This window comes from Pirellulales bacterium (genome assembly GCA_019694455.1).
GTDB lineage: Bacteria > Planctomycetota > Planctomycetia > Pirellulales > JAEUIK01 > JAIBBY01.
In genome coordinates this window covers 1-24,394 of sequence record JAIBBY010000067.1, presented here as the reverse complement: position 1 = coordinate 24,394, position 24,394 = coordinate 1, and the positions used below count along the sequence as shown (strand labels likewise).

Annotated in this window: 22 protein-coding genes; 7 read left to right on the top strand and 15 right to left on the bottom strand. The window is 63.6% G+C overall.

Going from position 1 to position 24,394, the window contains the following annotated elements; translation table 11 throughout:
- Positions 1-361 (bottom strand): DUF4136 domain-containing protein (locus K1X71_19070; GenBank protein ID MBX7075248.1); only part of this gene is annotated, 361 nt, incomplete at its 3' end.
- Positions 362-406: 45 nt separating this feature from the next.
- On the opposite strand from K1X71_19070, the gene K1X71_19065 reads away from it, so the two are divergent.
- The 3 genes from K1X71_19065 to K1X71_19055 all read left to right on the top strand — a co-directional run bounded on the left by K1X71_19065 (position 407) and on the right by K1X71_19055 (position 2,930).
- Complete coding sequence (locus K1X71_19065) at positions 407-937, top strand: hypothetical protein (protein ID MBX7075247.1); 531 nt, start codon at positions 407-409, stop codon at positions 935-937.
- A 159-nt stretch (positions 938-1,096) separates the two neighbouring features.
- Positions 1,097-1,525 (top strand): hypothetical protein, encoded by a 429-nt coding sequence (locus tag K1X71_19060; protein ID MBX7075246.1) that lies wholly within the window; start codon positions 1,097-1,099, stop codon positions 1,523-1,525.
- 238 nt (positions 1,526-1,763) lie between these two features.
- Positions 1,764-2,930, top strand: a complete 1,167-nt coding sequence (locus K1X71_19055; GenBank protein MBX7075245.1) for an amidohydrolase family protein — start codon at positions 1,764-1,766, stop codon at positions 2,928-2,930.
- Here the strand turns inward: K1X71_19055 and K1X71_19050 are convergent, their stop codons facing one another.
- From K1X71_19050 to K1X71_19035, 4 genes are all read right to left on the bottom strand, one after another.
- Positions 2,931-6,215, bottom strand: a complete 3,285-nt coding sequence (locus K1X71_19050; GenBank protein MBX7075244.1) for a c-type cytochrome — start codon at positions 6,213-6,215, stop codon at positions 2,931-2,933.
- Positions 6,216-6,349: 134 nt separating this feature from the next.
- Positions 6,350-6,955 (bottom strand): hypothetical protein, encoded by a 606-nt coding sequence (locus K1X71_19045; GenBank protein ID MBX7075243.1) that lies wholly within the window; start codon positions 6,953-6,955, stop codon positions 6,350-6,352.
- Positions 6,956-7,110: 155 nt separating this feature from the next.
- Positions 7,111-8,289 (bottom strand): hypothetical protein, encoded by a 1,179-nt coding sequence (locus tag K1X71_19040; protein MBX7075242.1) that lies wholly within the window; start codon positions 8,287-8,289, stop codon positions 7,111-7,113.
- Positions 8,290-8,440: 151 nt separating this feature from the next.
- Complete coding sequence (locus K1X71_19035) at positions 8,441-10,621, bottom strand: redoxin domain-containing protein (GenBank protein MBX7075241.1); 2,181 nt, start codon at positions 10,619-10,621, stop codon at positions 8,441-8,443.
- 606 nt (positions 10,622-11,227) lie between these two features.
- On the opposite strand from K1X71_19035, the gene K1X71_19030 reads away from it, so the two are divergent.
- Positions 11,228-12,286: a DUF1573 domain-containing protein gene (locus K1X71_19030; protein ID MBX7075240.1), complete on the top strand. Its 1,059-nt coding sequence runs from the start codon at positions 11,228-11,230 to the stop codon at positions 12,284-12,286.
- A 64-nt stretch (positions 12,287-12,350) separates the two neighbouring features.
- On the opposite strand, the gene K1X71_19025 is transcribed toward K1X71_19030, so the two are convergent.
- From K1X71_19025 to K1X71_18995, 7 genes are all read right to left on the bottom strand, one after another.
- Positions 12,351-12,551, bottom strand: a complete 201-nt coding sequence (locus tag K1X71_19025; protein MBX7075239.1) for a hypothetical protein — start codon at positions 12,549-12,551, stop codon at positions 12,351-12,353.
- 4 nt (positions 12,552-12,555) lie between these two features.
- A complete protein-coding gene (gene feoB / locus K1X71_19020) occupies positions 12,556-14,793 on the bottom strand; it encodes a ferrous iron transport protein B (protein MBX7075238.1) in 2,238 nt (745 codons plus the stop codon).
- A 66-nt stretch (positions 14,794-14,859) separates the two neighbouring features.
- The gene (locus K1X71_19015; GenBank protein MBX7075237.1) at positions 14,860-15,090 is read right to left on the bottom strand and encodes a ferrous iron transport protein A; all 231 of its coding nucleotides are present in this window, start codon (positions 15,088-15,090) and stop codon (positions 14,860-14,862) included.
- The gene (locus tag K1X71_19010; protein MBX7075236.1) at positions 15,087-15,326 is read right to left on the bottom strand and encodes a ferrous iron transport protein A; all 240 of its coding nucleotides are present in this window, start codon (positions 15,324-15,326) and stop codon (positions 15,087-15,089) included. The genes K1X71_19015 and K1X71_19010 overlap by 4 nt, the downstream gene beginning before the upstream one ends.
- Positions 15,327-15,438: 112 nt before the next feature.
- Positions 15,439-16,587 (bottom strand): RtcB family protein, encoded by a 1,149-nt coding sequence (locus K1X71_19005; GenBank protein ID MBX7075235.1) that lies wholly within the window; start codon positions 16,585-16,587, stop codon positions 15,439-15,441.
- The gene (locus K1X71_19000) at positions 16,584-17,015 is read right to left on the bottom strand and encodes a hypothetical protein (protein ID MBX7075234.1); all 432 of its coding nucleotides are present in this window, start codon (positions 17,013-17,015) and stop codon (positions 16,584-16,586) included. Before K1X71_19000 ends, K1X71_19005 begins: the two co-directional genes overlap by 4 nt.
- Before the next feature lie 354 nt (positions 17,016-17,369).
- Positions 17,370-18,053, bottom strand: a complete 684-nt coding sequence (locus K1X71_18995; GenBank protein MBX7075233.1) for an NAD(P)H-hydrate epimerase — start codon at positions 18,051-18,053, stop codon at positions 17,370-17,372.
- 130 nt (positions 18,054-18,183) lie between these two features.
- Between K1X71_18995 and K1X71_18990 the strand changes: the two genes are divergently transcribed.
- Entirely contained in the window at positions 18,184-18,957 is a 774-nt protein-coding gene (locus tag K1X71_18990) for an SDR family oxidoreductase (GenBank protein ID MBX7075232.1), read from the top strand.
- A 17-nt stretch (positions 18,958-18,974) separates the two neighbouring features.
- Here the strand turns inward: K1X71_18990 and K1X71_18985 are convergent, their stop codons facing one another.
- Together K1X71_18985 and K1X71_18980 are read right to left on the bottom strand one after the other, a co-directional pair.
- On the bottom strand, positions 18,975-20,276 hold the full coding sequence (locus tag K1X71_18985; protein ID MBX7075231.1) for a SpoIIE family protein phosphatase: 1,302 nt from the start codon (positions 20,274-20,276) through the stop codon (positions 18,975-18,977).
- Positions 20,277-20,281: 5 nt separating this feature from the next.
- Complete coding sequence (locus K1X71_18980; protein MBX7075230.1) at positions 20,282-21,160, bottom strand: hypothetical protein; 879 nt, start codon at positions 21,158-21,160, stop codon at positions 20,282-20,284.
- A gap of 203 nt (positions 21,161-21,363) precedes the next feature.
- On the opposite strand from K1X71_18980, the gene K1X71_18975 reads away from it, so the two are divergent.
- A complete protein-coding gene (locus K1X71_18975) occupies positions 21,364-21,882 on the top strand; it encodes a hypothetical protein (GenBank protein ID MBX7075229.1) in 519 nt (172 codons plus the stop codon).
- 530 nt (positions 21,883-22,412) lie between these two features.
- Positions 22,413-22,832, top strand: coding sequence for a hypothetical protein (locus K1X71_18970; protein MBX7075228.1), 420 nt, complete (start codon positions 22,413-22,415; stop codon positions 22,830-22,832).
- Positions 22,833-22,905: 73 nt separating this feature from the next.
- Here K1X71_18970 and K1X71_18965 read toward each other — a convergent pair whose 3' ends face one another.
- On the bottom strand, positions 22,906-24,357 hold the full coding sequence (locus K1X71_18965) for a tetratricopeptide repeat protein (protein MBX7075227.1): 1,452 nt from the start codon (positions 24,355-24,357) through the stop codon (positions 22,906-22,908).
- Between the last annotated feature and the right edge of the window lie 37 nt (positions 24,358-24,394).

Below are 24,394 nucleotides of genomic sequence, written 5' to 3'. Positions count from 1 at the left end.
TCGGCGCCGGGAAATTGGCAAATGCGCTGCGTACGAGGTACGGCATCACCGCCGTCAGCGATCCATCCCCACCCTGCGTTTGCGCCGTCACCTGATAAACGCGCTTACCGGTGGCTGCCTCGTCAATTTCCACGTGATAGGCATAGAACGGCACCTGCACGTTGGTATCCACATATTGCGGCCCCCATGGGCCCCACGGCCCCCAAGGGCTACGCCATGGCCCCCAGGGCCCCGGCCCCCAATACGGATCCGGGTACACGGGCTCGCGCACCTGCACGAGCCGCGTGGCGGTCGAGTAGTCCAGGCGGACCAAATAGCGTGCGCTGGCACGGGGCACGCTGGAAAAACCGTGGGCGGCCAGTTGGTCCGATGTCCAGGCCTCGTAGGTCTGGCGTTAGAGATCATTTTGCTGCGCCGCAGTGTGCTGGCCACGGCCGCCAGTGGAGCATTGGCCGCGGCGATTTTTGGCGCGGTGGTCTGGTCGCGGCCGACGGCTGCGCCGTACACCGAGGACTCAATCGCCGCCGCGGCGCGCGAGGCCTTTGCCAACGATCAGCCCGGCTCGCTCTTGGAGCAGAAGGCGCCCCCACCTGGTTTTCCGGTCAGCTCGATTGTCGGTACGCCCGCCGGCGCGCGTTGGCGCAAGCTGCCGTCGTTTCTGGGGCGCAGCGCAGTGGTCTATCAGCTTCGTCGCGGACCAACGCGGGGCGATTTGTTTGTTGTTCGGCTGGCCGCCTCACCGCGCGCACCGAAGATCGAACTGAGCCGCGTGCCGGTCAGCCCGCAACCGGTCAGCACGGCCGGCATGACCTCGGCCGTGTGGCGCGAGCAAGGTTTGCTGTTTGCGCTAGTGGTCGAAGGGGGGGATGGCGAATACCGGCGTTTCATCGCCGCGCATCCGGTGGTGGCCATGCTGGCGCCGGCGCGGCAGCGCTAGCAGATTGGCGAATTGCCACTATGCCTTTGCCGCATTTTCGGCAAACTCTTCTTCACCTGCAAAGTCGCTCTGACCGAATCGGTTTATAGGAGCGCGGTTGCATGATTGGATCGCGCCGTGAGTCGATTGCTTTGGCATACCATGGTCGGGGGGAACTCGATGAAGATAACTGTCGCATTGATCGCGTTGTCGATCTGCTTTCCGCTGGTCGCGTTCGGCCAACAAAAGCCCATGCCGCCGCAGGGCGAGGCGGCCAACGCCTCGCTCGACGCGCCGCTCTCGCTGGGCGAACTGACGCCGACGCCGGACATGTGGTTCTACGAACAAGAGATGAAGAACTACATGAACCCCCAGTTAGCGGTGCGCCGCAAGGCGGAATTTCGCGCCGCGCAGCGCCAATTGCGCTTGGCGGCGCAAAAGTGGTACGGTGTCGATAATCAACGGCCGACGGCGATTCATACGCCATTTCAGGGGGGCACGTACGCTCCCAGCTATGGCGGCGGACGCGACCCGAACCGCTGGTCGGGCCGCTCCAGTCCCACGATCGTTCTGCAGTCGAAGCGCGACAACTACCGTGGCGTTTGGTGAGCCATGCCTCGCCTGACGATGTGGAGCAGAAGGTGATCGCGGATTTCTACTCCGAGCCGCGAGCGCAGTCCGCGCGGTGGCAACTCGCCAAATCGCGAATGATCTCGCGGTTTGGCGAATAATTCGCGCGGACCGGCGAACGCAACCTAAGGCCGCCAACTGGCGACTGCCGGGAAGCTGGGCTATCTTCGAGGCGAGAATCCGCTGGGGACTCTCGCCTCTTTATTTCAGGCAACGCATGCAGCTACTCGCGAGACGTTATGACACGGGCCGCTTGGCGCAGTTTGAAGTTCGCGACGGTCGCGTGCGCTCGGTACGCGATTGTGAAGAGGAGCCAGCGCCGCGCGACCCTTGTTGGATTGCGCCGGGTCTGGTCGACATTCAGATCAATGGTTATGGCGGCCAGGAGTTCAGTTCGCTCGAATTGACGCCAGAGAAGGTGGCCGCCATCGTGCGCGAACATGAGCGGTTTGGCGTGACGGCGCTTTGCCCCACGCTGACCACGCAGGCCGACGACGTCTTGCTGCACGGATTGGCGATGATCGCGCGGGCCTGCGAGTCGTCCCCGGCCGTGGAGCGCGCGGTGGTCGGCATTCATGTGGAGGGGCCATACATCTCCACGGAGGACGGGCCACGCGGGGCGCATCCGCGCGAACATTGCCGGGCGCCCGACTGGGGCCATTTTCGCCGGTTCCAGGAGGCGGCCGGGGGGCGCATCGCGCTGGTCACCCTGTCGCCGGAGTATGACGAGGCGCCCGATTTCATCGCCCGCGCTACGGCGTCGGGCGTGCGCGTGGCGCTGGGACATACGGGCGCCGATTCTCAGCAGATACATCGCGCGGTCGACGCCGGCGCGCGGCTGTCGACACATTTGGGCAATGGAGCGCACCGCCAATTGCGGCGGCATCCCAACTACCTCTGGGATCAACTGGGCGAAGATCGACTGGCCGCCAGCTTGATCGTTGATGGGCATCATCTGCCGCCCGAGGTGGTGCGGACGTTTGTCCGCGCGAAGTCGGCAGAGCGAATCGTTTTGGTGAGCGACGTGTCGGGGTTGGCTGGTTTGCCGGCGGGACGCTATGTGTCTAGCGGATGCGAGTTGGAGATCTTGCCTGATGGCCGGCTGGTCATCGCTGGCCAGGACCAATTGCTGGCTGGCGCTTCGCGGCCGATTGGCGATGGCATTGTGAACGTGATGCGGTTTGCGGGGGTTGATCTGCGGGCAGCGATCGAGATGGCCTCGACGCAGCCGGCGTCGCTATTGGGAAAAGAGTGCGGCGGACTGCGCCCCGGCGACGTGGCCGATTGGATTCTGTTTCGGCTTGTGCCTGCGGAACGGCCGACAAGTCTTGAGGTGGTGGCGACGCTCCGCGCGGGGGAGGTCGTTTATGGCGCGATTGATTAACTATTGGGGCGCCTTGAGGGCGCGCAAGTAGGCGTACAGATCGGCGATTTCCTGATCGCCAAGCCCCTTGAGCAATCCGTCGGGCATGAGGGAGCGGTCGCTCGGCTCCAGCGAAAGCAGTTGGTCCCCTGTCACACGCAGCAGCGTATCGGGCGCGGTTTGCAGCAACGTGCCATCGGGCGATTCGTAGACAATCAGGCCGTGATGCACATGGCCATCGCGTGTGCTGATCGCGGTGGTTGGATAGGTGGGCGAGACGGTACGACTGGGATCGACGATTTCGGCGAACAGGTCGGCTGCGCTCAAGCGATCGGCCGCGCCGGCCAGATCGGGGCCCAGACGCTGATTGGCCGATTTGCCCGCCTCGCCATGACAGCGGACGCACTGTTGCTTGACGTACACCGCGCGGCCGGCCGTTGGCGAGCCTTGGGACAGCGGAATTGTGGGCAAGCGACCCAGCAGTTCGGCCGCTGATTCGCCGGCGGCGCCAACAGTTTTTGCGGATTGTGGATATTTCGCGCGGGCCCAGGCGAAGATCGGTTCATAGGCTTGGGCTAGCGATGGCGCGGTGGTTTCGTCGATCTCGAAACGTTCCCCGGCCCACTTGCTCAGTAGGGCGGCGAGCGCTTGACGAGGCTCATGCGACGGCCATGGCGACGGCGTGGGAGAGCTCTCCTTGATGGGGCGCACATGGCACAGGCGATCGAGCGCGCCGATCGCGGCGGCGACTTCGTCGGCGGTGGGATCGCCGCTGCCTGTTTCCACCAAGGCCGTGGCGCAAGCGGTGACAACCGCTTCGTTCAGCGATGCCAGGCCGACGACCCAGACAGGGCGATCTGCGGGGCGCTTGTGTCGCGCAAGCTCCAGCGTCACACGTTCTCGCGATGCTGGGTCTTCGGCATGCGTCCGCAGCAGCGGCAACGCCTCGTCGGCGGGCAAGTAGCGGGTTAACTCAGCCACATCGGCCGACCATTCGCCGGAGGCGTCAGACTGTTCAATCGCGGCAAGTAGATTGCGGGCGGCGAGGGGCTTCAGGTCATCGGCAACGCGCAGCGCGAATAGCGTATGCTCGGGCAAACAGTACCGATCGCAGTCGATCAGTTGACTTTCCAAGTTGGGATCGCGCGTGCGCAGCCCGACGAACAGCTCGGAGACTCGTTCGGGCCACATGCGGCTCGGATACTCGCGGCGGGCCGCCAGTTTGGCGTGCAGGTCGAGCAGGGCTTTGGCGGTGGCCAGCGTGACGGCGGCGGTTCGGTCGCCGCCGATAGCGGACGTCGCAAATAGATAATGCAGGTCGTCTTCAACGGTCGTGGTAGTGTCACACTGCGCAACGAGGCGGCCGATCAATTCTGGATCGACAAACTCCAGCATCGCCAACGTGCGGGCGATCTCCAAATCGGTTTCGCGGCGCCCGGTTGGAAATCGACGTGACAGCAACTCGCCGAGCTTGGTTCGACGTTGCGGTTCGATGCGCCGAACTTCACGAGCGACGTAGCCGACGGTGGCGCCCGGCTCCGAGCGCTCGATGCGCACATCGCCGAGAGCGACTTGCAACAACCGCATCATTTCGAGCAGGGTTTGGTCGTCAACTTGATTTGGCTCGACGGCATCGAGTAGGTCGAGCAAAGTGGCGGCGCAGTGGTCGCTGGCGGCCTCTGATGTCGGCGCTGCGCTCAATTCGACCCAGCGGTTCGCTAGCCGGTGTTCGATCGAACGAGCCGGGTTGGCTGTTTGCCAGGCTTCGTAGTTCTGGCTACCGGACTGACTGGCCACTTGAATTGCCGACCAGCGCGTGCGCCGACAAGGGGCGGCAAGCGCGCTGGCCCATCCCAGCGACGCGCTTGAATCGATGGTCAGATCGGGGCGACCGGCCAGCGCCTCCCAGGCTGCTTGAACGATGGTGGGATGCTCGGAATGGGTGAGTTCGACGAGTGTTGTCACGGAGTCGTCGGCGTCGGTGGTGCGGCCAATTGCCCAGGCCAGACGAGCTATTAGCTCCGGTGACCTGCCGGCGATCACCGCAGCACGCGTGGCCGAGTCGACTGGTTCACGCAGTTCCACCAGGATTTCTATTGCGCGCCGGCGCTCTGCAATGGGGCGATCCAGATCGGCGGCCGCCGCGCGAAACTTGTCGCCGCCGAGTGCTCTGGACCGAGGCAACCACTGGGCCCGCGACCAACTGGCCAGCGGCTGAGGAGCGTCGAGCACGGTTTGCATTGCATCGTTGGTCTCTTGCGCCGGTGGCGCATCGTCGCCTATGTAGCGAATGCGGTAGACGCCGCCGTGCGTGCGCCGCCCGCCAATGGCGATGAAAAGCTCGCCCGCGGGACTCACCTCCAGATCGACAGGGGCGAAACCCGTATCGCCGCGCGACGCAAGAAACAATTCGGGCGGCCTCACCGCGTCGGCGACAGGAACGAAGTAGACGCGGCCAAAAGTCCAGTCGGCGGCGAAAAGTCCGCCGTGATAACGGCGTGGGAACGCGTGGTGCTGATACACAACCATGCCAGTGGGAGAACCCCGGCCAAATTCGGCCGCGGGCCGCACGTTGTCGTAGAACCACTCGGGGCGACTCCAACTGTTCATCCATCCCCCCGCGAGCCAGCCATGTTCGCGCCCCGTGGCCACATGGAATAAGCGGGTTGGCACGTACCACGGCAGGTGGTGATCGCGTTCGCCGTCGCTGTCGATCGTCCACAGCCGGCCGTCGGGCGTGAACGCCAGATCATAGGGGTTGCGGAACCCGTGCGCGACGACTTCGCTCTGCGAACGACCGGACGTTACTCGCAGGATGGCGCCGCAGCGCGGGTCATGGATCGGTGAGCTGGAAGCGCGCGCATGGTCCTGGCGAATGCCCGCATCGTTGCCGCAAACCACATAGAAGCAGCCATCTGGCCCTTTCACAATCGCGTGGCCACCGTGCTCCCCGCCGCGGATGCGGGCGATCGTCTCGGGCGGGCCATCGGCCTGGCCATCGCCGTTGACGTCGCGCAACCGCGCCAGCACGTTGTCGCCGGTCAACCACAAGTCGGCGCCGTCGAAGCATAGCCCTTGCGCACCGCTCTTCGGAAAGTCGGAGAACTGGCGCGCGGCGTCGGCGCGGCCGTCGCCATCGCAGTCGAGCAACGCTCGTACATAGCCTGGGCCGGAGACGACGACTTGACCGCGCGAATCGAATGTGAGCGAAAAAATGTCGTGCGCCAGCGTGTCGTCGGCGAAGAGGGTCGCCTCGAATCCGGCGGGCAGATCGAACGGCTCTGGCGAGTCGCTCCGCGCTGACATCGGCAGTGCAAGCAGGACGGCAAGTGATAAGACGAGACAGCGCATGCGATGAGGCGAGATCGGTGTGCAAGCGGCGCAACGCTGCTCATGCTAGTCGCGCGCGCCAGTCGTCTCAACCGGCGCGGTGGCGCGGATCAGTTGCAGACGGAGAACCCCCAGCCGACACTCGGCGGCGGGTAATAGACCGGATACGGATAGACCGGCGCGCCGTAAACGCGCTCTTCGACCAGCACTGGCGTCGTGGCCGCGGCGCGCTGCACGGGCGGCTGAGGAGGGCTTTGCATCGTTTGAATGACCGAGACCGGCACGCCCGAGCTTTGTAGCGTGATCAAGTCTTGCGGCGTCAATGGCCGCGCCATGCCGTTGTAGCGCACGTGTCCGGAGATCAATTCCTCGGCGACACCGGCGCGCTGCATGGCGATCACGTCCTCGATGGACGTGGCGCCTTGATTGACCGGACGACCCATGTGGGCGGCGATCGCGGCGCGATTGCGGGCCTCGACTTCGTCCATGCCTTGCCCGATGGCCGCGCCGGTCACGGCGCCGACCCCGCCACCGATCAGCGCGCCGGCCGCGGTGTTGCCGACGGCATTGCCCACCAGCGCGCCAACGCCGGCGCCGGTGACGCCGCCGAACAGGGCCCCGCGATCGGAGTGGTACGGCGATTGGCAGCCAGTCGCGGTCAGGCAGCAGAGCGCAGTCGTCAGCAGCGTAACTCGACGAGAATGGAGACGAGGCATGTGGCCTTCCTAGCCAGATGGCGCGGCGCGGTGCGCGGCCGCCGCCAAGAGACTCCGATTGGGGGGCGAGATTATTCTCCGCCGTGACCCGCCGCACAAGAGAAACTACGGCGACCCCAGGGAGGGCGCAAACTGAATTGACGGCGCAGAATCGACTATTGAGGATGCGCCATGCTCCATTCGTTCCAGCGCTGGAACGCGGCGGCTCGTTTGGCGGGATCGCTGAATCCGGCCGTCACCGGCTGAAACACGGTTTGACCGTTCTTTTGCAGATGGTCGAAACCGTAGCTGGCATGATCTTGTTCGGTCAGGTGCACCAGCACCGCCAAGGCCACGTCGCGCAATTCGGTGCGCACTTCTTGATCGTTGATGCTGTAGGAACCGAGCAGGCTATGATCGGTGAGAAACGGCGCAATCAGCGGCAGGCCTTCTTTCTTGCCGGCGAACCGGCCGACCAGCAGCATGGCGTATTGCGCCATGTGTGGTTGCGCCCCGCCATCGCGCAGCATGGTCATGGCGGGGGACAGGCCTTCTTTCAGGCCAAACTGTAGCGAGAGCATGAAGTTTTGGTAGGAGTTGATGGCGCCGGCGGGGCGCGAAATCCAACTACCGAGGATCTTGCGCAGCGACTCGGCCTTGTCGCTATTGAGCATCGCCGCCTGAAAGGTGGGCTGATAGCTGAAGGTGTGCAGGTAGGAGACAAAACTGTCGCCCGTCGTCACTTCGGGATGAGAGCCGATGAAGAACAGCGCCGCCACGCTCCCCACGCTCACCAGTTTGCGATTGCGGGCGTCGGACTCAAATGCGGATTGCTGCAACTGTTCGCAGCGCGCTTGCAGCAAGGGCCCCAGCAATTTGGGATCTCCCTCCGAGGCCTCAAATAAATGCGCTTCAGCGCGGAGCATTTCGACGAACAATTGGCGCGCGCGAATGTCGCCGCCGATCTGTTGTTCGAATCGAACCCAGCCGGGCAGCGGCTGATCGAGCGGCGCGGCGCTGTCGGTCGCGGCGGCGAAACGGCTCAAGCGAGCTTCCAGGTCGAGATCGAGCACGACGGCGAGGATTCGGCGGCAGCGCGCGCGAATCTCGGGATCTTGATTCTTGAGGCCCGTCAGCAGCGCCTCCTTGGCAGCGCGACCCAATTGCTCCAACTCGCGCGTTGCGCGCTGACGGACGGCAAAGGAATCGTCCCCCAGTTGAGCGATCCATTGCGACGGCTGCGCCGCCGCCGGCTGATCGGCGGTGGCTCCCCCATGTGCGTAAGGGGCGACTGCCAATACGGCGACGACGATTGCCAGCCGCGACAATACCCAACAAGTCGTCGTATGAGACATGCGAAGGGTCCAGCGAATGGGAAGGAGAGCGCCAGCGAATGTGACGCGCAAACGCAGCAGTTTCCGTTCCTGTGCTTCTGCGCTCGCTATTTTACCGATCGGCCACGGCCGCGGTCCAGAACGGTTTTGAACTTCGCCAATGTTGGGCGTGCTACCGTGCCATCACCTGGAGCGCGATGGCCTCGGCTTTGGCGTTTTCTCGGATAACCACCGGGATCTTCCAGGCCACGCTGCCCGCCTTGCAGACGCCGTCGTTTCCTTCCTGGCAATAGAAGTAGCTCATGGCGATTTTGAGGTCGACTTCGCCTGCTTTCGCCGACACGGGTAGTTCCAAGGCGAGCTTGGTGGCAGGTTTCGCGATGCGCACTCGCTGATTCAAGGCGTCGGCAGCGACCAGCGATTGCTCCGCCTGCGGGTTGGACAGGGCGATTTCGTAGGCGGCCGGCGCCGCGGCGTTGATCTTGTAGCCGACAGGCAATTGAATCTCGACCGCGAAGCGCAATTTGCCGTCGACAGCCTGCACTGGCGACTTGGCGACATCCAGTTCTGGCGCGCCGTCGAACAGCGAAGCCGCGTGCTGCGCCGGCGCGGCCGGCTGGGGCGGTTCCAGCCCGGCGATTTCGAGCGTCGACACCGCGCCGCCGCCATCCAGGTCGATGACGCGAATCAAGTGATTGTTGGTGTCGGCCACATATAGTTTGCCGGCGGCGATCGCCAGTCCGCTTGGCTCGTCGAAGGTGGCGGGCGAGTTGTCGTGGCCGGGCTTGCCAGTGCCGGCGATGGTGGCGCAACTGTGGTCCTTCAGACTGAGGCGTTTGATTTTGTTGTTGTACGTGTCGGCGATGTAAAGCTCTTTATCGCGGATCGCCAGCCCCAAGGGATGCTGCAATCGCACCTCGTCGGCCGCTCCGTCGACATCGCCAAACGTGAAAAGGCGATTGAATTCGAGATGCGCGGTGCCGACGAGGGTCTTGGTTTTGCCGGCGCCAAAGGGGACGCTGCGGATCGAACTGCCTTCACTATCGGCGACGAACAACACATTGCCGTCAGAGGCCAGGCCGCTGGGCTGTGCGAACGAGGCGATGCCCTCCTGATAGGGCTGCCTGGGCAGCGAATGTCCGTCGACAATGTCCTCGCGACCGTTGCCGGCGAAGAGCGCGATGGTCGCTTCGTCGAGCGGCATGCGCCAAATCTGATGCGGCCCCGCCATGGCGATGTACAGATCCTTCTTGTGAACCAGCAGATCCCAGGGGCTGTTCAGGGCCGTCTCCAGCGGCTTGCCGCGAAAGCGGAGATTGGCGTGTCCGGCGGTTTCTTCTTCTTCGGTGGAGCCGATGAACGCCCGCGCCTGGCGCCCCGTGCCGGCGATCGTGGTCACGGTCTTGTTGGTCAGGTCGACTTTGCGGAGCAGGTGATTCTCGGTGTCGGCCACGTAGAGTTTGTCGCCGACCAGCGCCATGCCTTGCGGATGGTCGAACTGCGCGGTCTGAAAATCGCCATCGGCGCGGCCGATGGAGCCGGCGCCGATTACGTCGATCAGCTTGCCGTCGAAGCCGGCGATCACTATTCGGTTGTGATTGCTATCGGCGATGAAGAGTCGACCGCCCGCCTCGTCGGCCAACACCTTGCCGGGAAAGCGTAGCGGAGTGGCCTTGGCCTTCTCCGATTCCTGATCGAAGCGCAGGGGCGTGGTGTCGAGCGAGCCATTGGCGCGGTAGTACGGCAGCGCGCGTTCGAGCAACTCTTTTAGAGCCTCAAAGGTGATTTCGCCAGAATGGCCGCCAACGAACTTGCCCTCGGGGTCGATCAGGCGGAGGCTGGGCCAACTAGTGACGTAAAATTTGTCCCAGATGGCGTGGTTGGCGTCGTTGACCACGGGATGCTCGATCTCATAGCGGAGGATGGCCTCGCGAATGTTCTTGGAGTCTTGCTCCGCGTCGAACTTGGCCGAATGCACGCCAATCACCACCAGCTCGTTGGGATAGGCGTGTTCGAGCTTTTTAAGCTCGGGGAGGATGTGCATGCAGTTGATGCAGCAGTAGGTCCAAAAGTCGAGCAGGACGAACTTGCCGCGCAGGTCTTTGATGTCGAGCGGCCCGGCCGTGTTGAACCACTCGGTTCCCCCTTCGATCGCGGGGGCGTCGAGTCGATTGCTGAACGGAGCTTGCACGTTGCCTCCCTGGGCCGCCGGCGCGGCCGGTTCCTCGGATTGGCAGGCTGTGCCGAGCAACAGGGCGGCGAACAGGAATGTCGCTGCTATCGCCTTTTTAGGCAACGTCCCGTAATGAGATCGCAATCCAGCAATTGGACGCCGGCCCTGGCTTAGCAACATGGTTTCCCCCTGTCTGGTTTTTGACAACGCGCCAATAATCGGGCCGACGCAAACAACGCTGCTCGCAGCGCCTGTCAGGCATTGGTCTATTGGCACGTATCACGGCTGTAGCATTCCCCCAACGGTTTCCGCCTGTATGGTATCCGAGCCAGCAAGCGGGGACAGCGCCGGGGGGATTTGGGCAAGAGCCATCGGCACGAGGTTTGCTGAGATTTTTGGGGTTTGGCGTGTTTTTGCGAACCGAGGCTACCTGCAGACGGTGGGCCGTTTGCTGGGGACAATCGCGCACATCGCTGAAGTAGGACATTTCTTAAAATACGGAAGCCACGGAGTTCTCCAAACTCTGTGCATTTAAGGCTTTGAACGCACTGACGTTACACCGAATTCGTAAAACAAGTTTCTGTAGTCTGAGGCAGACCTTGGCCGAAACATCATTTTAAGTGCAGACGCGAGTACTAGGCGAACTATGTGGCCCTTTCCGGTTATGATGAGCCTGGCGACCTCGCGCGGCCCTGACGGGACAGGCCGCAACTGAAGAAACTACATTCGATTTGGTCTGCACCGCTCGATGGAGCGTCGCGGTGCCTTCCGGCGGGGACTAGAGCCATGCGACGCGCAAGCGCAACGTTCACAATTTTGTTGCTCCTGGCGAGCAACGCCGCGGCCCAGGAATGGGCGCGCAAGATGTTCGACCACACCACGCACGATTTTTTGGGCGTGGCCCGGGGGAGCACGGTTCAGCATCGGTTCAAGCTGACCAATCCGTACAAGGAAGACGTGCATATTGCCTCCGTGCGTTCGAGTTGCGGATGCACCACCCCGGAGTTCAATAAAGACACGCTCAAGACCTACGAGACGGGCGACGTCATCGCCACCTTCAACACACGGGCCTTCACGGGTCAGCGCGGCGCGACCATCACGGTCACCTTCGACAAGCCGTTTTACGCCGAGGTGCAACTCAAGGTGTCGGGCTACATCCGCACCGATGTCGTGCTGCATCCCGCAGGAGTCGCCTTTGGCTCGGTCGATGTCGGTTCGCCAGCGGAGGAGCGCATCGAGATTGAGTACGCCGGCCGCGGCGATTGGAAGATCACGGGCATCAAATCGCCCAGTCCTTATGTGACCGCCGAAGCGGTGGAACGCCGCCGCGAGGGGGGCAACGTGGCGTACGACCTGGTGGTGCGCATGTCGCCCGACGCGCCGACTGGCTTTGTGAAAGAGCAACTCATCCTGGTCACCAACGATCGGCGCGAGACCGAATTGCCGGTGGACATTGAAGGGCAAGTGGTGGCGCCGGTGTCGGTGAGCCCCGCCTCGCTGTTCTTGGGAGTGCTGGAGCCAGGACAGAAGGTGACCAAGCAACTGATCGTGCGCGGCAAGAAGCCCTTCAAGGTGCTGGGTGTGGAATGCGGCAGCGATTGCTTCACGTTCAAAGTGAACAGCGAAGTCGAGAAGCCAGTGCATATGATTCCGGTGACGTTCATCGCTGGCGATGAGCCGGGCAAGGTGACGCAAAAGATCGTCATCAAGACCAACTTGGGAGACGCAGTCATCACCGAGTGCGCCGCCTTCGCCCAGGTGACGCGCCCGATTGGCGCCGATTCGACGGCGCCGCGGGCCCGCACGCCGGAGACCGGTTCGACCGCGCTGAAATCGGGAAGCTGATCCGGTCGCGCGAACAAATTGGAACAGCTTAAGTGAGCCCCGGGAAGCGATTCTCGGGGCTCTTTTATTTGCCGGGCGGTTGTTTCGAGGGGCGAGCGGTGTCGAGCGAAACGAGCGTCGGCGCATTGCTCGACTCCATCGGACACGTCCCGCAGGCGCCGCAACCCTTGCGCTGGGCGATTGCCTGCCAACCGCGACGAGCCAGGTAGGCAGTCGCCACGGCGACCATGCCGAGCGCGGCCCCGGTTTGCGGATCGAGATTCATCGCGCTAGCTCGCCAGTCGGATGCCTACCTGATAGGTGACCAGCGCCGCCAGATAGGCCAGGCTGGTCATGTAAACGAACGTGAACGTGGGCCAAAACCAACTATTGGTTTCGCGACGGATCACTGCCAAGGTCGCCGCGCACTGCGCGCACAGAGCGAAGAACACCATGATCGAAAGCGCCACCGGCACATTGTAGACCGGCCGCTCGCTGTCGTCCCACTTGGCTTGTTGCAAGGCGGCGGCCAGTTGGGTGCGATCGGCGTCGGCTGCCACGTCCAACTCGCTCCCCAGATTGTAGATGACGCCCAGCGTGGCCACGACCACCTCGCGAGCCGGAAACGACGCGATCACCGCGCAGCCAATCCGCCAGTCCCAACCCAGCGGGCGCACGACCGGTTCGATGAATCTGCCCATCCGCCCCAGGTAGCTTTGGCGCTGTTGAATGCCGGAGAATTCGCGATCGAGCGCGGCGGCCTCGGCGCGCAGGTGCGTAAGCTGTTCGGTGGTCAGGTCGGGCAAGTTCATTTCAGCTTTTGTGGCGGCGAGTCGATCAGCCAGCGGTTGGGTGACCGCTTCGCTGCGCGGAAAATAGAGCAGCGCCCAAACCACGATGGAGACCGCCACGATCAAGGTGCCGGCTCGCCGCACGAAGGCCCAACCCCGATCGGCCATGCGGTGCAGCACCGTGCCGGGAGACGGCAGCTTGTAGCTGGGAAGCTCCATAACAAAGGGAGGAGTGGGGCCCTTGAGCAGCGAACGCTTGAGGAGGATGGCCATGCCGACCGCGACGACAATCCCCAACAGATACATTGCGGTGAGCGTCAGTCCTTGCAGACTCAGCACGCCCGCCAGCCAGGCGCGGTCCGGGATAAATGCGGCGATCAAGACGGTATAGACGGGCAGCCGCGCGCTGCAACTCATCAGCGGCGCGACCAGGATGGTCGTCAAGCGATCACGCCGATTCTCGATGACGCGCGTGGCCATCACCCCCGGCACGGCGCAAGCGAATGATGAAAGGAGCGGAATGAACGATTTGCCGCTCAATCCGACGCGCGACATGAGCTTGTCCATCAGAAAGGCCGCGCGGGCCATGTAGCCACAATCTTCCAGCACCGAGATGAAGAAGAACAGAATGAAGATCTGCGGCAAAAACACCAGCACGCTGCCGAACCCGCCGATCACACCGTCGATCAAGAGGCTGCGCAGCGGTCCCTCTGGGAGCCAGGCGCCGATCATCTCGCCCGCGGCGCCCATCAGGCCATCGATCCAGTCCATGGCAGGACCGGCCCAGACAAACACTGATTGAAACATGGCCAGCATGACCAGCGCGAAAAAGAGCGTGCCCCACACCCGATGCGTAAGCACACGGTCAATGCGGTCCGAGAGCGTGACGGGGCGTTGACTGGGGCGCGAGACGACCCCCGCCAGTGTTTGGGCGACCCAGCCATAGCGAGCCATCGCTTCGACCGCGGGCACGGGAAGCCCCGCATCGGCCAGGCGCTGCCTTGCCGCGGCGATCTGCCCAGCGGCGCGCTGATCGCCATGAGTCAACTCATGGGCCAGGTAGCCGGTGGTGTCGAGGAGCAAACGCTCCGTGAGATAGCGCGGCGCGGCGGCCGTTGTCGAAGAGAGCGCGGCTAGCGCGTCGACTTCGGATTCGAACTGCTCGGGAAACGGCGAGGGGCGGCCAGCGACCGGTTGATCCAAGGCCGCCAGCACCGCTTGCTTCAGATCGTCCAAACCGCGCCGCCGATGCGCCTCGATTGGCACGACGGTCACGCCCAACTGTCGCGACAGGCGATCGACATCGATCGCTAGCCCGCGCGTACGCGCCACATCCATCATGTTGAGCGCGATGACGGTCGGCAATCCCATCGCCAACACCTGGCTGACGAGGTAGAGATTGCGCTCCAGATTACTGGCGTCGACAATGCAGATCACGGCGTCGACGGGCGACACGTCGCCGCGGCGGCCGAGCAGCACATCGACCGCCACCATTTCGTCGAGCGAGCGCGGCGCCAGGCTGTAGGTGCCCGGCAGATCGATCAATTGAAACTTCCGCCCGGCATGGTTCATTTGTCCGAGCTTTTTTTCGACGGTGACGCCAGGGTAGTTGCCCACGCGCTGCCGTATGCCGGCCAGCGCGCCAAAAAGGGTGGACTTGCCGGTGTTGGGGTTGCCGACCAGCGCGATGGTGGCTTGGCGAATGGCGAAATCTTTGGTCTCGGCGATTGTCGCCATGATGGTCTCGGGCGGATCAGCGGCGGGTAGCGAAGCGTATCGACTGTGGCGGTGGCGTCAGTCGGGTCAGGTCAACGGTTCAATTTCGACACGGCCCGCCTCCTGGCGGCGGACGCTCAAACGGTAGCCGCGTAGTTCAAACTCCAGCGGATCGCCCAGCGGCGCCTTGCCGACGGCGCGGATTTCGACGCCCGGCGTGAGCCCCATCTCCATCAGGCGAATGCTTAATTCGTCGACGCCGGCTATCGAACAAACTCGCGCGGACTGACCAACCGGCAACTCAGCGAGCCGCATCATGCGACCGCCCCCATCTCGACCAGCACGCGGGTGGCTTCGTCATCGCGAAAGCAAAGTTTGTGGCCATCGAGCCGAATAATGCACGGACTGCCCGATTGCATCATTTCGATTTCGGCGCCGCCGCGCAATCCCATTTCGTGCAGACGGTGGACATGCTCGGGCGTGCCCATCACCTGGCGAATGACGGCAATTTGGCCGTTGGCGAGCAGACTCAGCGGCAGCAGATTGTGAGTAATGGGACGACTCGCGAGTTGAGACTAATTCTCAGTTGAATTGTATTCTACAGCGCTCGCCAGTTGAAACCAGCGGGTGGTGGCTCACGCGGACCATTTGTCGAAGTCAAAGGACTCAGACCCCTTTGTAGCTCAACAAGGGGCGAAGCTGCCGGACGACGCTGGTCAGGTCGCGCTGCGCCCGCATGACGCCGTGAATGTCTTTATAGGCCGAGGGCGCCTCGTCGCGCAAACGAGGGGAGATTCGCTGATCGAACCATACGCCGCGCATCTCGCGCTGCAGGCGTCCCACAGAAATGGAGCGACTGGCGACGCCCCGCGCCATGGCCCGCCCGGCGCCATGCGAACTGGAACCGAGCGCGTCGGCAAGCCCACGTCCGGCGACATGAAAACTGGCCGTGCCCATCGAGCCGGGGATCAGCCCAGGTTCGTCGAGCGCGGCTGAGAGCGCGCCCTTGCGATGGACCCAGTACGTTTGACCGCCGTGCGTCTCCCGCCGGACGTGGTTGTGGTTGCAGTGAATGAGCGAGTCGGGCAGGGCCGCGACTTGAAACGAGCGATCGAGGCACTCGATTACCCGTTCGATCATGCTCAGGCGATTGTGCGCGGCGTACGCGATGGCCCAATCGTGATCAGCCAAATAAGCCGCGCCTTCGGCTGTGCTGGCGTCCAGCCCGAACAACCGCTTTGCCGGCGCCGGCGAACTGGTCCTTAAGTGATGCCCGCTGATGGCCTGCCCCATCGCCCGCGAACCACTGTGGATCATCAACCACAGGCGGTCCTCGTCGTCGGCCTGAAACTCCAGAAAGTGATTGCCGCGGCCCAAGGTGCCGTACTGCCACAGCCCGTCGCGCTGTTTGACTTTCTCCAGTCGCGGGGCGCTCAAGGGCCGCGCGGCCAATGGAGCGGGCAAGGCGCGCGGCGCGGTGGCCTGTGCATGTTTGAGGGACGGAATGGCGCGATACAGTCCGCACAGGAGTTGGCCCGCCGAGTTTTGATTGCGCAATAATTCTGCATCGACGGCGAACTGTATGGCCGCCATGCCACAGCCAATGTCGCTGCCGACGGCCGCCGGGTAAATCAGACTTTCGGTGGCGACCGCCACGCCGACGCAAACCTCGCCCGACAAATGCACGTCGGGCATGACGGCAATCTGGCGAACGTCGTCGGCGCGGGCGAGGCGTTCGAGCGATTGCGCCACGTCGTCCGGCAAAGGTTCGGTCAGCCAATCGCGCCGCACCACTTGCAAGGTGTGTTCGCTCATGAGCGGTCCTCCCCGTAGTTTGCGCTGACCAACTGAAACAGCAGTTGCGGCGCCTTGCGGCGGGTGATGGCGGCGGCGACCTCAGCGCGCAACCAACCATTGGCGCTGGCCAGACGTGCTTGCGCGAGTTGCGAGTCGAAACACGCTTCGGGCGACGCCGGCGCCACCAGGACCAGCAGTTGCGAGGCGTCCGGGGCTGGGCGCACCGCCACCACTTGCAGGTCGCTCAACACGGCATCGGCGCATTCGCCGCTGAGCACCTGGCTCAGGGTCTCCGCGACTTGGCCGCATAGTTGGCGGGTTCTGCGATCGTTCTTGGGGTTGTGAGTTGGGGATCGAAAAAAGTCTTTGGGATCGAGACCATCATCATCGTGAAGTTCTGCGCACAGCGACAGAAGTTGTCGCCGCGAGGGCTTTTTGTGATTCATTTTCTCTCTCGAAATACGAACGAAGTGGCTCGCGCACGACCATCGCGCGAAAGCACAGGGCGAGGACATGAAACGAAGGCACGAAATCCGTGCGAGAGGGGGGCCTGCCCGAGAGCGGCCAGGTAGCGACTAGCGCTGCCTTAGGCGACCAATTCGCGCAGGCTGACCGACGCACGATGGCAAGAGAGAGATTGCATCGCCGGTCTCCTGTGTGAGGGAATTGGGTCAGAGAGAAACACTGCGACCAACGTCAGACGGATCGACATCAGCCGGCCGTCACTGGTTCGCGCCCGGTCATTATCGACCAAACAGCGCCAGTGACCGCATGAAATATCGCATGGCGCGGGACGCTCGTCAAATTTTTTTGTACACGGCTCGCGGGGCGCCAATGTCGCAAACATGTACCGTGCCGAGGTAGGGCGCCGCTTGTGGATTGGCAAACCCGGCCTTGGCGGCGACGAACGTGCAGGTATGCGCGGCGCGGATCGTGTGCCGGCTGGGCTTGCCGGTGTCGCAATCGAGTCCGCTGGGCAGGTCGACGGCAATGATCGGCTTGCCGCTGGCGTTGAGTTGTTCGATCACTTCGTCATAGGGGGCGCGCGGCTCGCCAACGGCGCCGGTGCCCAACAACGCGTCGACCACGAGCGCGGCATTACCAATTAGGGGGGCCATGTGGCTTGCGTCGTGGACTTTTTCGAATCGTTCGACGGTAACTCCACTTAAGGCAAGAATCTGAAAATTCGCCGCTGCATCGCCACTGAGTTGCTCTGGTGGGGACCATACGGCCACCCGCGTCGCCACGCCACGAAGGTCCAAATGTCGCGCGATCACAAAACCGTCGCCGGCGTTGTTGCCTTTGCCGCAACAGATGAGAACCGGACCAGTGGGCGCCAGTCGCATGATGAGGTCGGCGACCTGGCGGCCGGCGTTTTCCATCAGCACCAAGCCTGACATGCCAAACTCTTGCATCGCCAATTGATCGACGCGCCGGCACTGCTCGCGGGTGAGAACTTGCGGAATCGGAATCGTTTGGGTCATCGGCTCAAGGGCTCTTGCGTTCGGCTTGCGGGTCAGGAAGTTGGCTGGCGCGTTGTCGGGCCACGGCTTTGTAGAGTCTATTATTCTCCATTCGGAAGTCGTTGAAAAACCGGACACCATTGGCGGCGCGATGAAACTACCCAAGTTGTTCGATCTGACAGGCCGCGTGGCGCTGGTCACCGGCGGAAGCAAGGGGCTGGGCAAGGCGATGGCGCGCGGACTGGCCGAGGCGGGCGCCGACGTGATCATTTCCAGTCGCAGCGAATCTGAACTTGCGCGGGCGCTGGCAGAGATCACCGCTGGGCTCGGCGTGCGGGGCAAGTATCTGGTCGCTGATATGACCGACCGCCAGCAGGCAGAGCGCTTGGCGAAGTCGGCCCTTGAGACCTTTGGCCGCGTCGACATTTTGATCAACAACGCGGGAGGCAACTGCCCGCAAGCGATCGACCAGATTGCGGATGCCGACTGGGATCGGCTGCTGGAATTGAACCTTTCTAGCTGCATGGCGCTGACGCGGGCGCTGGTTCCGGCAATGCGGGAGCGCAAGTGGGGCCGGGTGATTCATATCTCGTCGATCATGGGGCTGGCGTCGAAAGAGGGGCGCAACGCCTATTCCGCCACCAAGGCGGCGCTGATCGGCATGGCCCAGGCCAGTTGCCAGGATGTGGGCGCCGACGGGGTGACTGTGAATTGCTTGGCGCCCGGCCCATTTCTCACTGATCTGCCGGGCAATTTGCTCTCCGCCGAGGAGAAGGCGACTTTCGCCGCGCGCACGGCGCTGGGACGCTGGGGCGATCCGAGCGAACTGGTGGGGCCGGCGCTGCTGTTGGCGAGCGATGCGGGCAGCTACATCACCGGCGCGACCATCGTGGTCGATGGCGGCACGTTGACCAAGACCTTTTGAGCCATCCGCCGGCGCGCTTATGCGTTGCGCCGCGCGGCCAGAATGGTCAGGTCGTCAGGGGGGCTTTCGCCGACGTAATGAGCTTCGACAGCTCGCCCCACGGCGCGCACGATCTCTTCAACCGGCGACTGGGCATGAGCGCGGATGATGCCTTCCAGCCGTGGGCGGCCAAACAGTTCGTTTTCTTCGTTCATGGCCTCGACAATGCCATCGGTGCAAAGCACCACCAAGTCTCCCGGCGCGAGCGAGATCGGCTTGCTGCGCGAGTAGCTGGCTTCGTCGAGCACACCGAGCGGCAGGCCAGTCGATTCGAGCGATTCAAACGATGCGTCGTGCGCGTGATAACAAAGGGCCGGCGCGTGACCGGCGTTGGCGAACTCGAGGACATGGACTTGCGGATCGATGGCGGCGAGCACCATGGTGATGAAGCGACCGTCTTGCAGATCGCAGGCCAACGCGCGGCCCAACAATTCCAACAGCGCTTCCGGAGAACTGTGCTGCAAGATCAAGGCGCGCAGCGCCGCGCGAACCGAGGCCATCAGCAGACTGGGGCCGATGCCGTGGCCGCTTACGTCGGCGATGACCAACCCCAAGCGCTTGTCGGGCAGGCGCAGCACATCGCAATAGTCGCCGCCGACCGCCTGATTCGGGAACCACCAGGTGGCCATCTCATAGCCGGTGACATGCGGCAATTGGCTGGGCATGAAGCCGCGCTGGATGTCGCGCGCCACGTTGAGCGATGTTTCGACCGCGTGCTGCTCGCGCAGTTGCTCGATCAGCCTTAGCCGGTCAAGGGCCGCGGCGGCATGTTGCGAGAACGCCAGCAGCAGCTCCTCGTCGAAGCCGGTGAAGGCGCCGTCGCGCTTGTTGAACAGTTCGAGCACGCCCAGCAGCGAGCCGTCGTTGCCAGAGCGCAACGGCGCGGCGAGGATCGACTCGGTGCGATAGCCGGTGCGATCATCGACCGACGAATTCCAGCGCGGATCGGCCGCGACATTGGCGACGTTGACGATTTGGCCAGTGGCCGCCGCGCTGCCCGAGATGCCGTGGCCCAATGGGGCGCGGACCTCGGCAATCTCCAGTTCGGTGGCGACGCGGGTGATCAGCACTTCGGCTTCGTGATCGTACTGGTAGAGGCTGGCGCGATCGCAGTCGATGGCGTCGCAGGCGTCCTGCGCGATGCGCTGGAGGATGAGATCGGGATCGATATTCGCGGCGAGATGGCGCGTGAGCTCGAGCAGTTTTTCGAGCCCCGAAAGTCGATGGCGCAGCGCGTCGAGCGAGAAGGGTTCGATGGGGCGCGGCTCAAGGGTCGACATGCGGATCAGTCTAGGTCGCTGGTGAAGCTGGTGCAATCGGCGCGCGCGTCGATCCAGGGGCGCGAAACAAAGCGCCGCAGCAGGCCGAGAAGGTTAGTTTGCATGGCGGGCGAAAGGGCCGGCGCGGCGCCCGGCGCCTCGGTCGAGACGAACCCCGACCAGCGCAGATTCACCGGCCAGTCGTTCATGCGGGCAGCGACATTAAAGCGCTCGGCGACGCGTAGCGCCCACATGGCGCCAAAGGCGTCGCGAAATTCGCGCCACAGCGCGGACCAATCGGGCGTGGTGCTGCGGCGCCGGAGCGTGCGCGGCCAGGCGGACAAGGCCAGCGTGAATAGCGCTAGCGCGAGCAGCGGCGACTGCGCTTGCGACTCCAAAAGCGGAAGCTGCGGCGCCAGCAGGACGACCTGTGCCGCGGCGGTCAATGCGCCACGCAGCGCGTCGCGAGTGGGCAGCGCGTTCGCAAGTCCTAGCGCGATCAGCAGCCACAAAAACCAAGCCCGCGCCGCATGGAGTTCCAGCGGAGACTGCGGGCGGTAGAGCAGCGCCTCGGCGCTAGGTAGCAGCAGCACCACCAGTAGCGTGGCGACAACGAACTGCCAGGCGACGTCTTGCGGGCGTTTGGCGCCGAGCACCGCCATCCAAGGGCAGAAGGTGACTGCGGCGGCCGCATAGGCCAGGTGCGCCTGCCACGCCGGCGCGGGACTCGCAGTGAATTGTTCCGTCGCGGCGCAAGTCGCCAGCGCCAGTAGCGCGGCGACGTTCCACCACCAGGGCGCTACAAGCGTCGTGCCGGTGATGAGCGGTTTGGCGCGCGCCAATGCCAAGCCGCCGATGGCGGTCATGGCTGTCAAGACGACGAGGTTGGCGACGGTGTCGGACAATCGTGGCTGCCGTGGAGAGTTGATGCCGTTCAATCCTCACAAACGCTACCGCAGCCGGCAAGGTGTGGGCGAATCGAGCGCGAACGGAAACCGCGCGAGTTGCTCGGCAGGCAAAATGAGGGCATGTTTACTGGTTGTGCCGATGGAGCGCGCCAAGGAACCAGGGAGGGCAATCGCTACTCGCCGCGCCGCGGAATGAGAATATGAAGCCGTCGATTGGGTTGCTCGCGCTCGTTTCCGTTCTGTGTTTGCCGATGACCGCGTCGGCCCAGCAGTATGGGTTTCCGGGTGGACCAGGCGCCTATGTCGCGCCCAGGGGGTATCGCACCGTGGTGGGGTATCGCGGCATCGTCACGACGCAGCCGATGATGGGAGGCAATCCGGCGGCCGGACAGTTGCGGAGCTTTCCGTTGGTCGCCGCGCCGCTGGCGGTCACGGGCGTGCCGGGCGATCCGGCCGGCACGTTCACGCCTCCCTTGCAAACCGACGTCACATTTATGGGACCGCCACGCTATATGACGGGCTATCGCGGCACGGGGCGACCGCCGGTCTTCAACAGCCCGACTGGCGGCAGCGGTTTGCCGCTGGTGCAGTTTGGCGGCTTCGCCGACAACATTGCGCCGATCGAGTTCGCCTATCCATTGAGCTCAACGGCCGCTGGCTATAACGGGACGTTGGCGCCGGTGTCGGCGATGCCGATGGCGCCAATGATCGCGCCGTAGCAGTCCGGGGAATTTTTCGCCGGGCTGCGTGAATTGCAGGAAGCAATTCACAAAATCGCGACCTGGGTCGTGATTTTGCGAGCCGCGGCAGCGTAGCTGCAGTCGCGGCGAGTGGGAATAAAGCCACGACGGCAATCTGCCCAGGCGGCCAGGCCGACGTCAGACTTTTCGCGACCGGCGCCGCTTGCCAAGGGGCGCGATGGATGCTGGTCGCTTGCGCGCGGCGTAAGTTATTTTCCGTCAGCCAGTTGAGCATAGCTCGCAAAATCGGCTGAAGCGGCAACTTGCGCGCGGACGATGTACCGGGTATTGGGAGAGCGGGAATTCCGATTCCCGTTTCAGGATAAAGGTCATGGTAGCACGACGGATCGGCTGCCATGACCTTTTTTTGTTGCGCCACGGTTGGTCCACCGCCACATCCATTAAGGGGAAGCAATAGTTTGGATGGCAGCGCGATGGCAATTACGATACGTCGCGTGGCGGGGGCGCCCCCGCCACTTTCTCACTTCTCCCATTTCAAGGGCGGCAACATGCGAATTGGCCAGTATCGAATTTCAGCTTGTTTGTGCGTGGCGTTGTTGATTTGCTTGGCGACGACGGTATTGGCCGAGGAGAAGGCCGAGAAAAAGAGCGGCAAGAAGGCCGCGGCGGCCAACGACGACAACGATGGTAATCGTCTGCCGGCGCACTTTGGCGATTTGGTTGACGACTCGCAGCGCGAGGCGATCTACAAGATCCAAGACGAGTTCCGGCCGCAGATCGAAGAGCTGGAGGCGAAGCTCACCGCCGCGCGTGACAAGATGCGGGCCGCGATGCGCGACGTGCTGACCCCCGAGCAGCAGAAGAAGCTCGACGACGCTTTGGCCAAGGCCAAGAAGGGCAAAGGGGGCGCCAAAGCCAAGCGGGCCAAGGCCAAGAAGCCGGCCGCTGAGGCGACCAACGCGAGCTGATCCGCGCCGAACGCATTTGCTTACTCCGGGCCCATGTGGCGGGGCGCAACCTGCCACATGGGTTTTTTTGGTTCTAACGCTGTGGCAACCCGGCGAGATGCTCACGCGCGAGTCGCCGATTGGCCTCGTCGAGCGGCAAGGCCAGGGCGCGCTCTAGCGCCACGCGGGCCGGCGCGGCGTCGCCGCTGGCCGCGCAAATGACGCCTAGCTGTAGCCAAACGGCGCCGTCGCTCGGATCGAGCTGAGTGAGTTGTTCGAGCCAGGGGCGCGCTTCCAACGCGCGCCCCATGCGCAGCAGCGTCTGCACCAGCACGATTCGGGCGGGCTTGGAATCGGGATGTCGCGCGGCCAGCCCAGTCAACCGCGCCAGTGCGGCATCGTGTTCACCTTGAGTGAACTCGATCTCGGTCAACAGCTCGTGCGCCGTGAGCAGATCGGGCGCGCGCAGCAACAGGTCGCGCAGGGTGGCGGCCGCCGCCGCTGAGTCTCCTTGCGCGCGCTGCAGGCTGGCGAGGCGCAGTTCGATCATGCTGTTCGCCGGCGCCACTGGCAGCGGCAGCGCGGCGCGCAGTTCTTCGACCGCGCGATCGGCCATTCCGAGCACGGCGAGCACATCGGTGCGGACCATCAATTGTCGAGCTAGCCAATCGCCGGGCCATTGGCGCGTGAGCACCCAATCTTTCACTTGAGCCACCGATTGTCGCGGCGACTGCCGCCAGCGCTTTTGATAGGCGAGCAGCGGGGGGATTTGCTGATCGTCGAATAGAATCTCGTCGCCCTGCTCGGCCTGGGGAATGGCGAAACGCCCGTAGCGGTCGCCGATGAAAATCGGGTCGACGCCGGCGGGTTCGTTCCACTGAGCCATGTTCTTGAACGACGGCACGCCGCGGCCGATGTCGAAGCAGTAGCCGCGCAGCGGCCGGGAGACATAGCCGAGTCGCGGCAGACCGAGGTAATGCGGATAAGGGAACGAGGCGATCAACACCACGTCGGCAGGCGACGATTCCAGGCGGCGAGCCAGTTGAATATTCGCTGCATGCAAGCGCAGATACTCATGGCTGCGCTCGGCGCTTTTTTCGAAGCTTTGATTCCAGATCAAGCGCTCGCTGGTGAGTGGCGGATAGAACGCGCCGTATTGGTTCAACAGATTGAACACGATGAGGATTGTCAGCAGCGCGAGCGCGAGTCGACGGAGCCCCAGCGCGACGAACAGGCTGTGCGCCACCAGCAGATAAAGAAACGGCATGGCCATCAGCAGGTAACGCACGGCAAAGCCCCAGCGGCGATTGGCCTCGATGGTGGCGGCGATCACCAGCCAACTCAACAGGACCACGGGCGGCGAGATGGCCGCCATCCACATGGCCCTGGCGCGCGAGACACGCGGCGTTTGTCGGGGCGCGGCGACGCCAGCGCGAATCACGCGCGCCAGCCAGACCAGCGCGCAGAGTGCGGCCAGCGCGACAACGTCGGGACAAAGGTCGCGCGCGAGCCAGAGCGTGGGGAAAACTTGGCGGCCGGGAGTCATGTTCGATGGAGGTGCGAGAGGCGCATCAGGTTCTGTT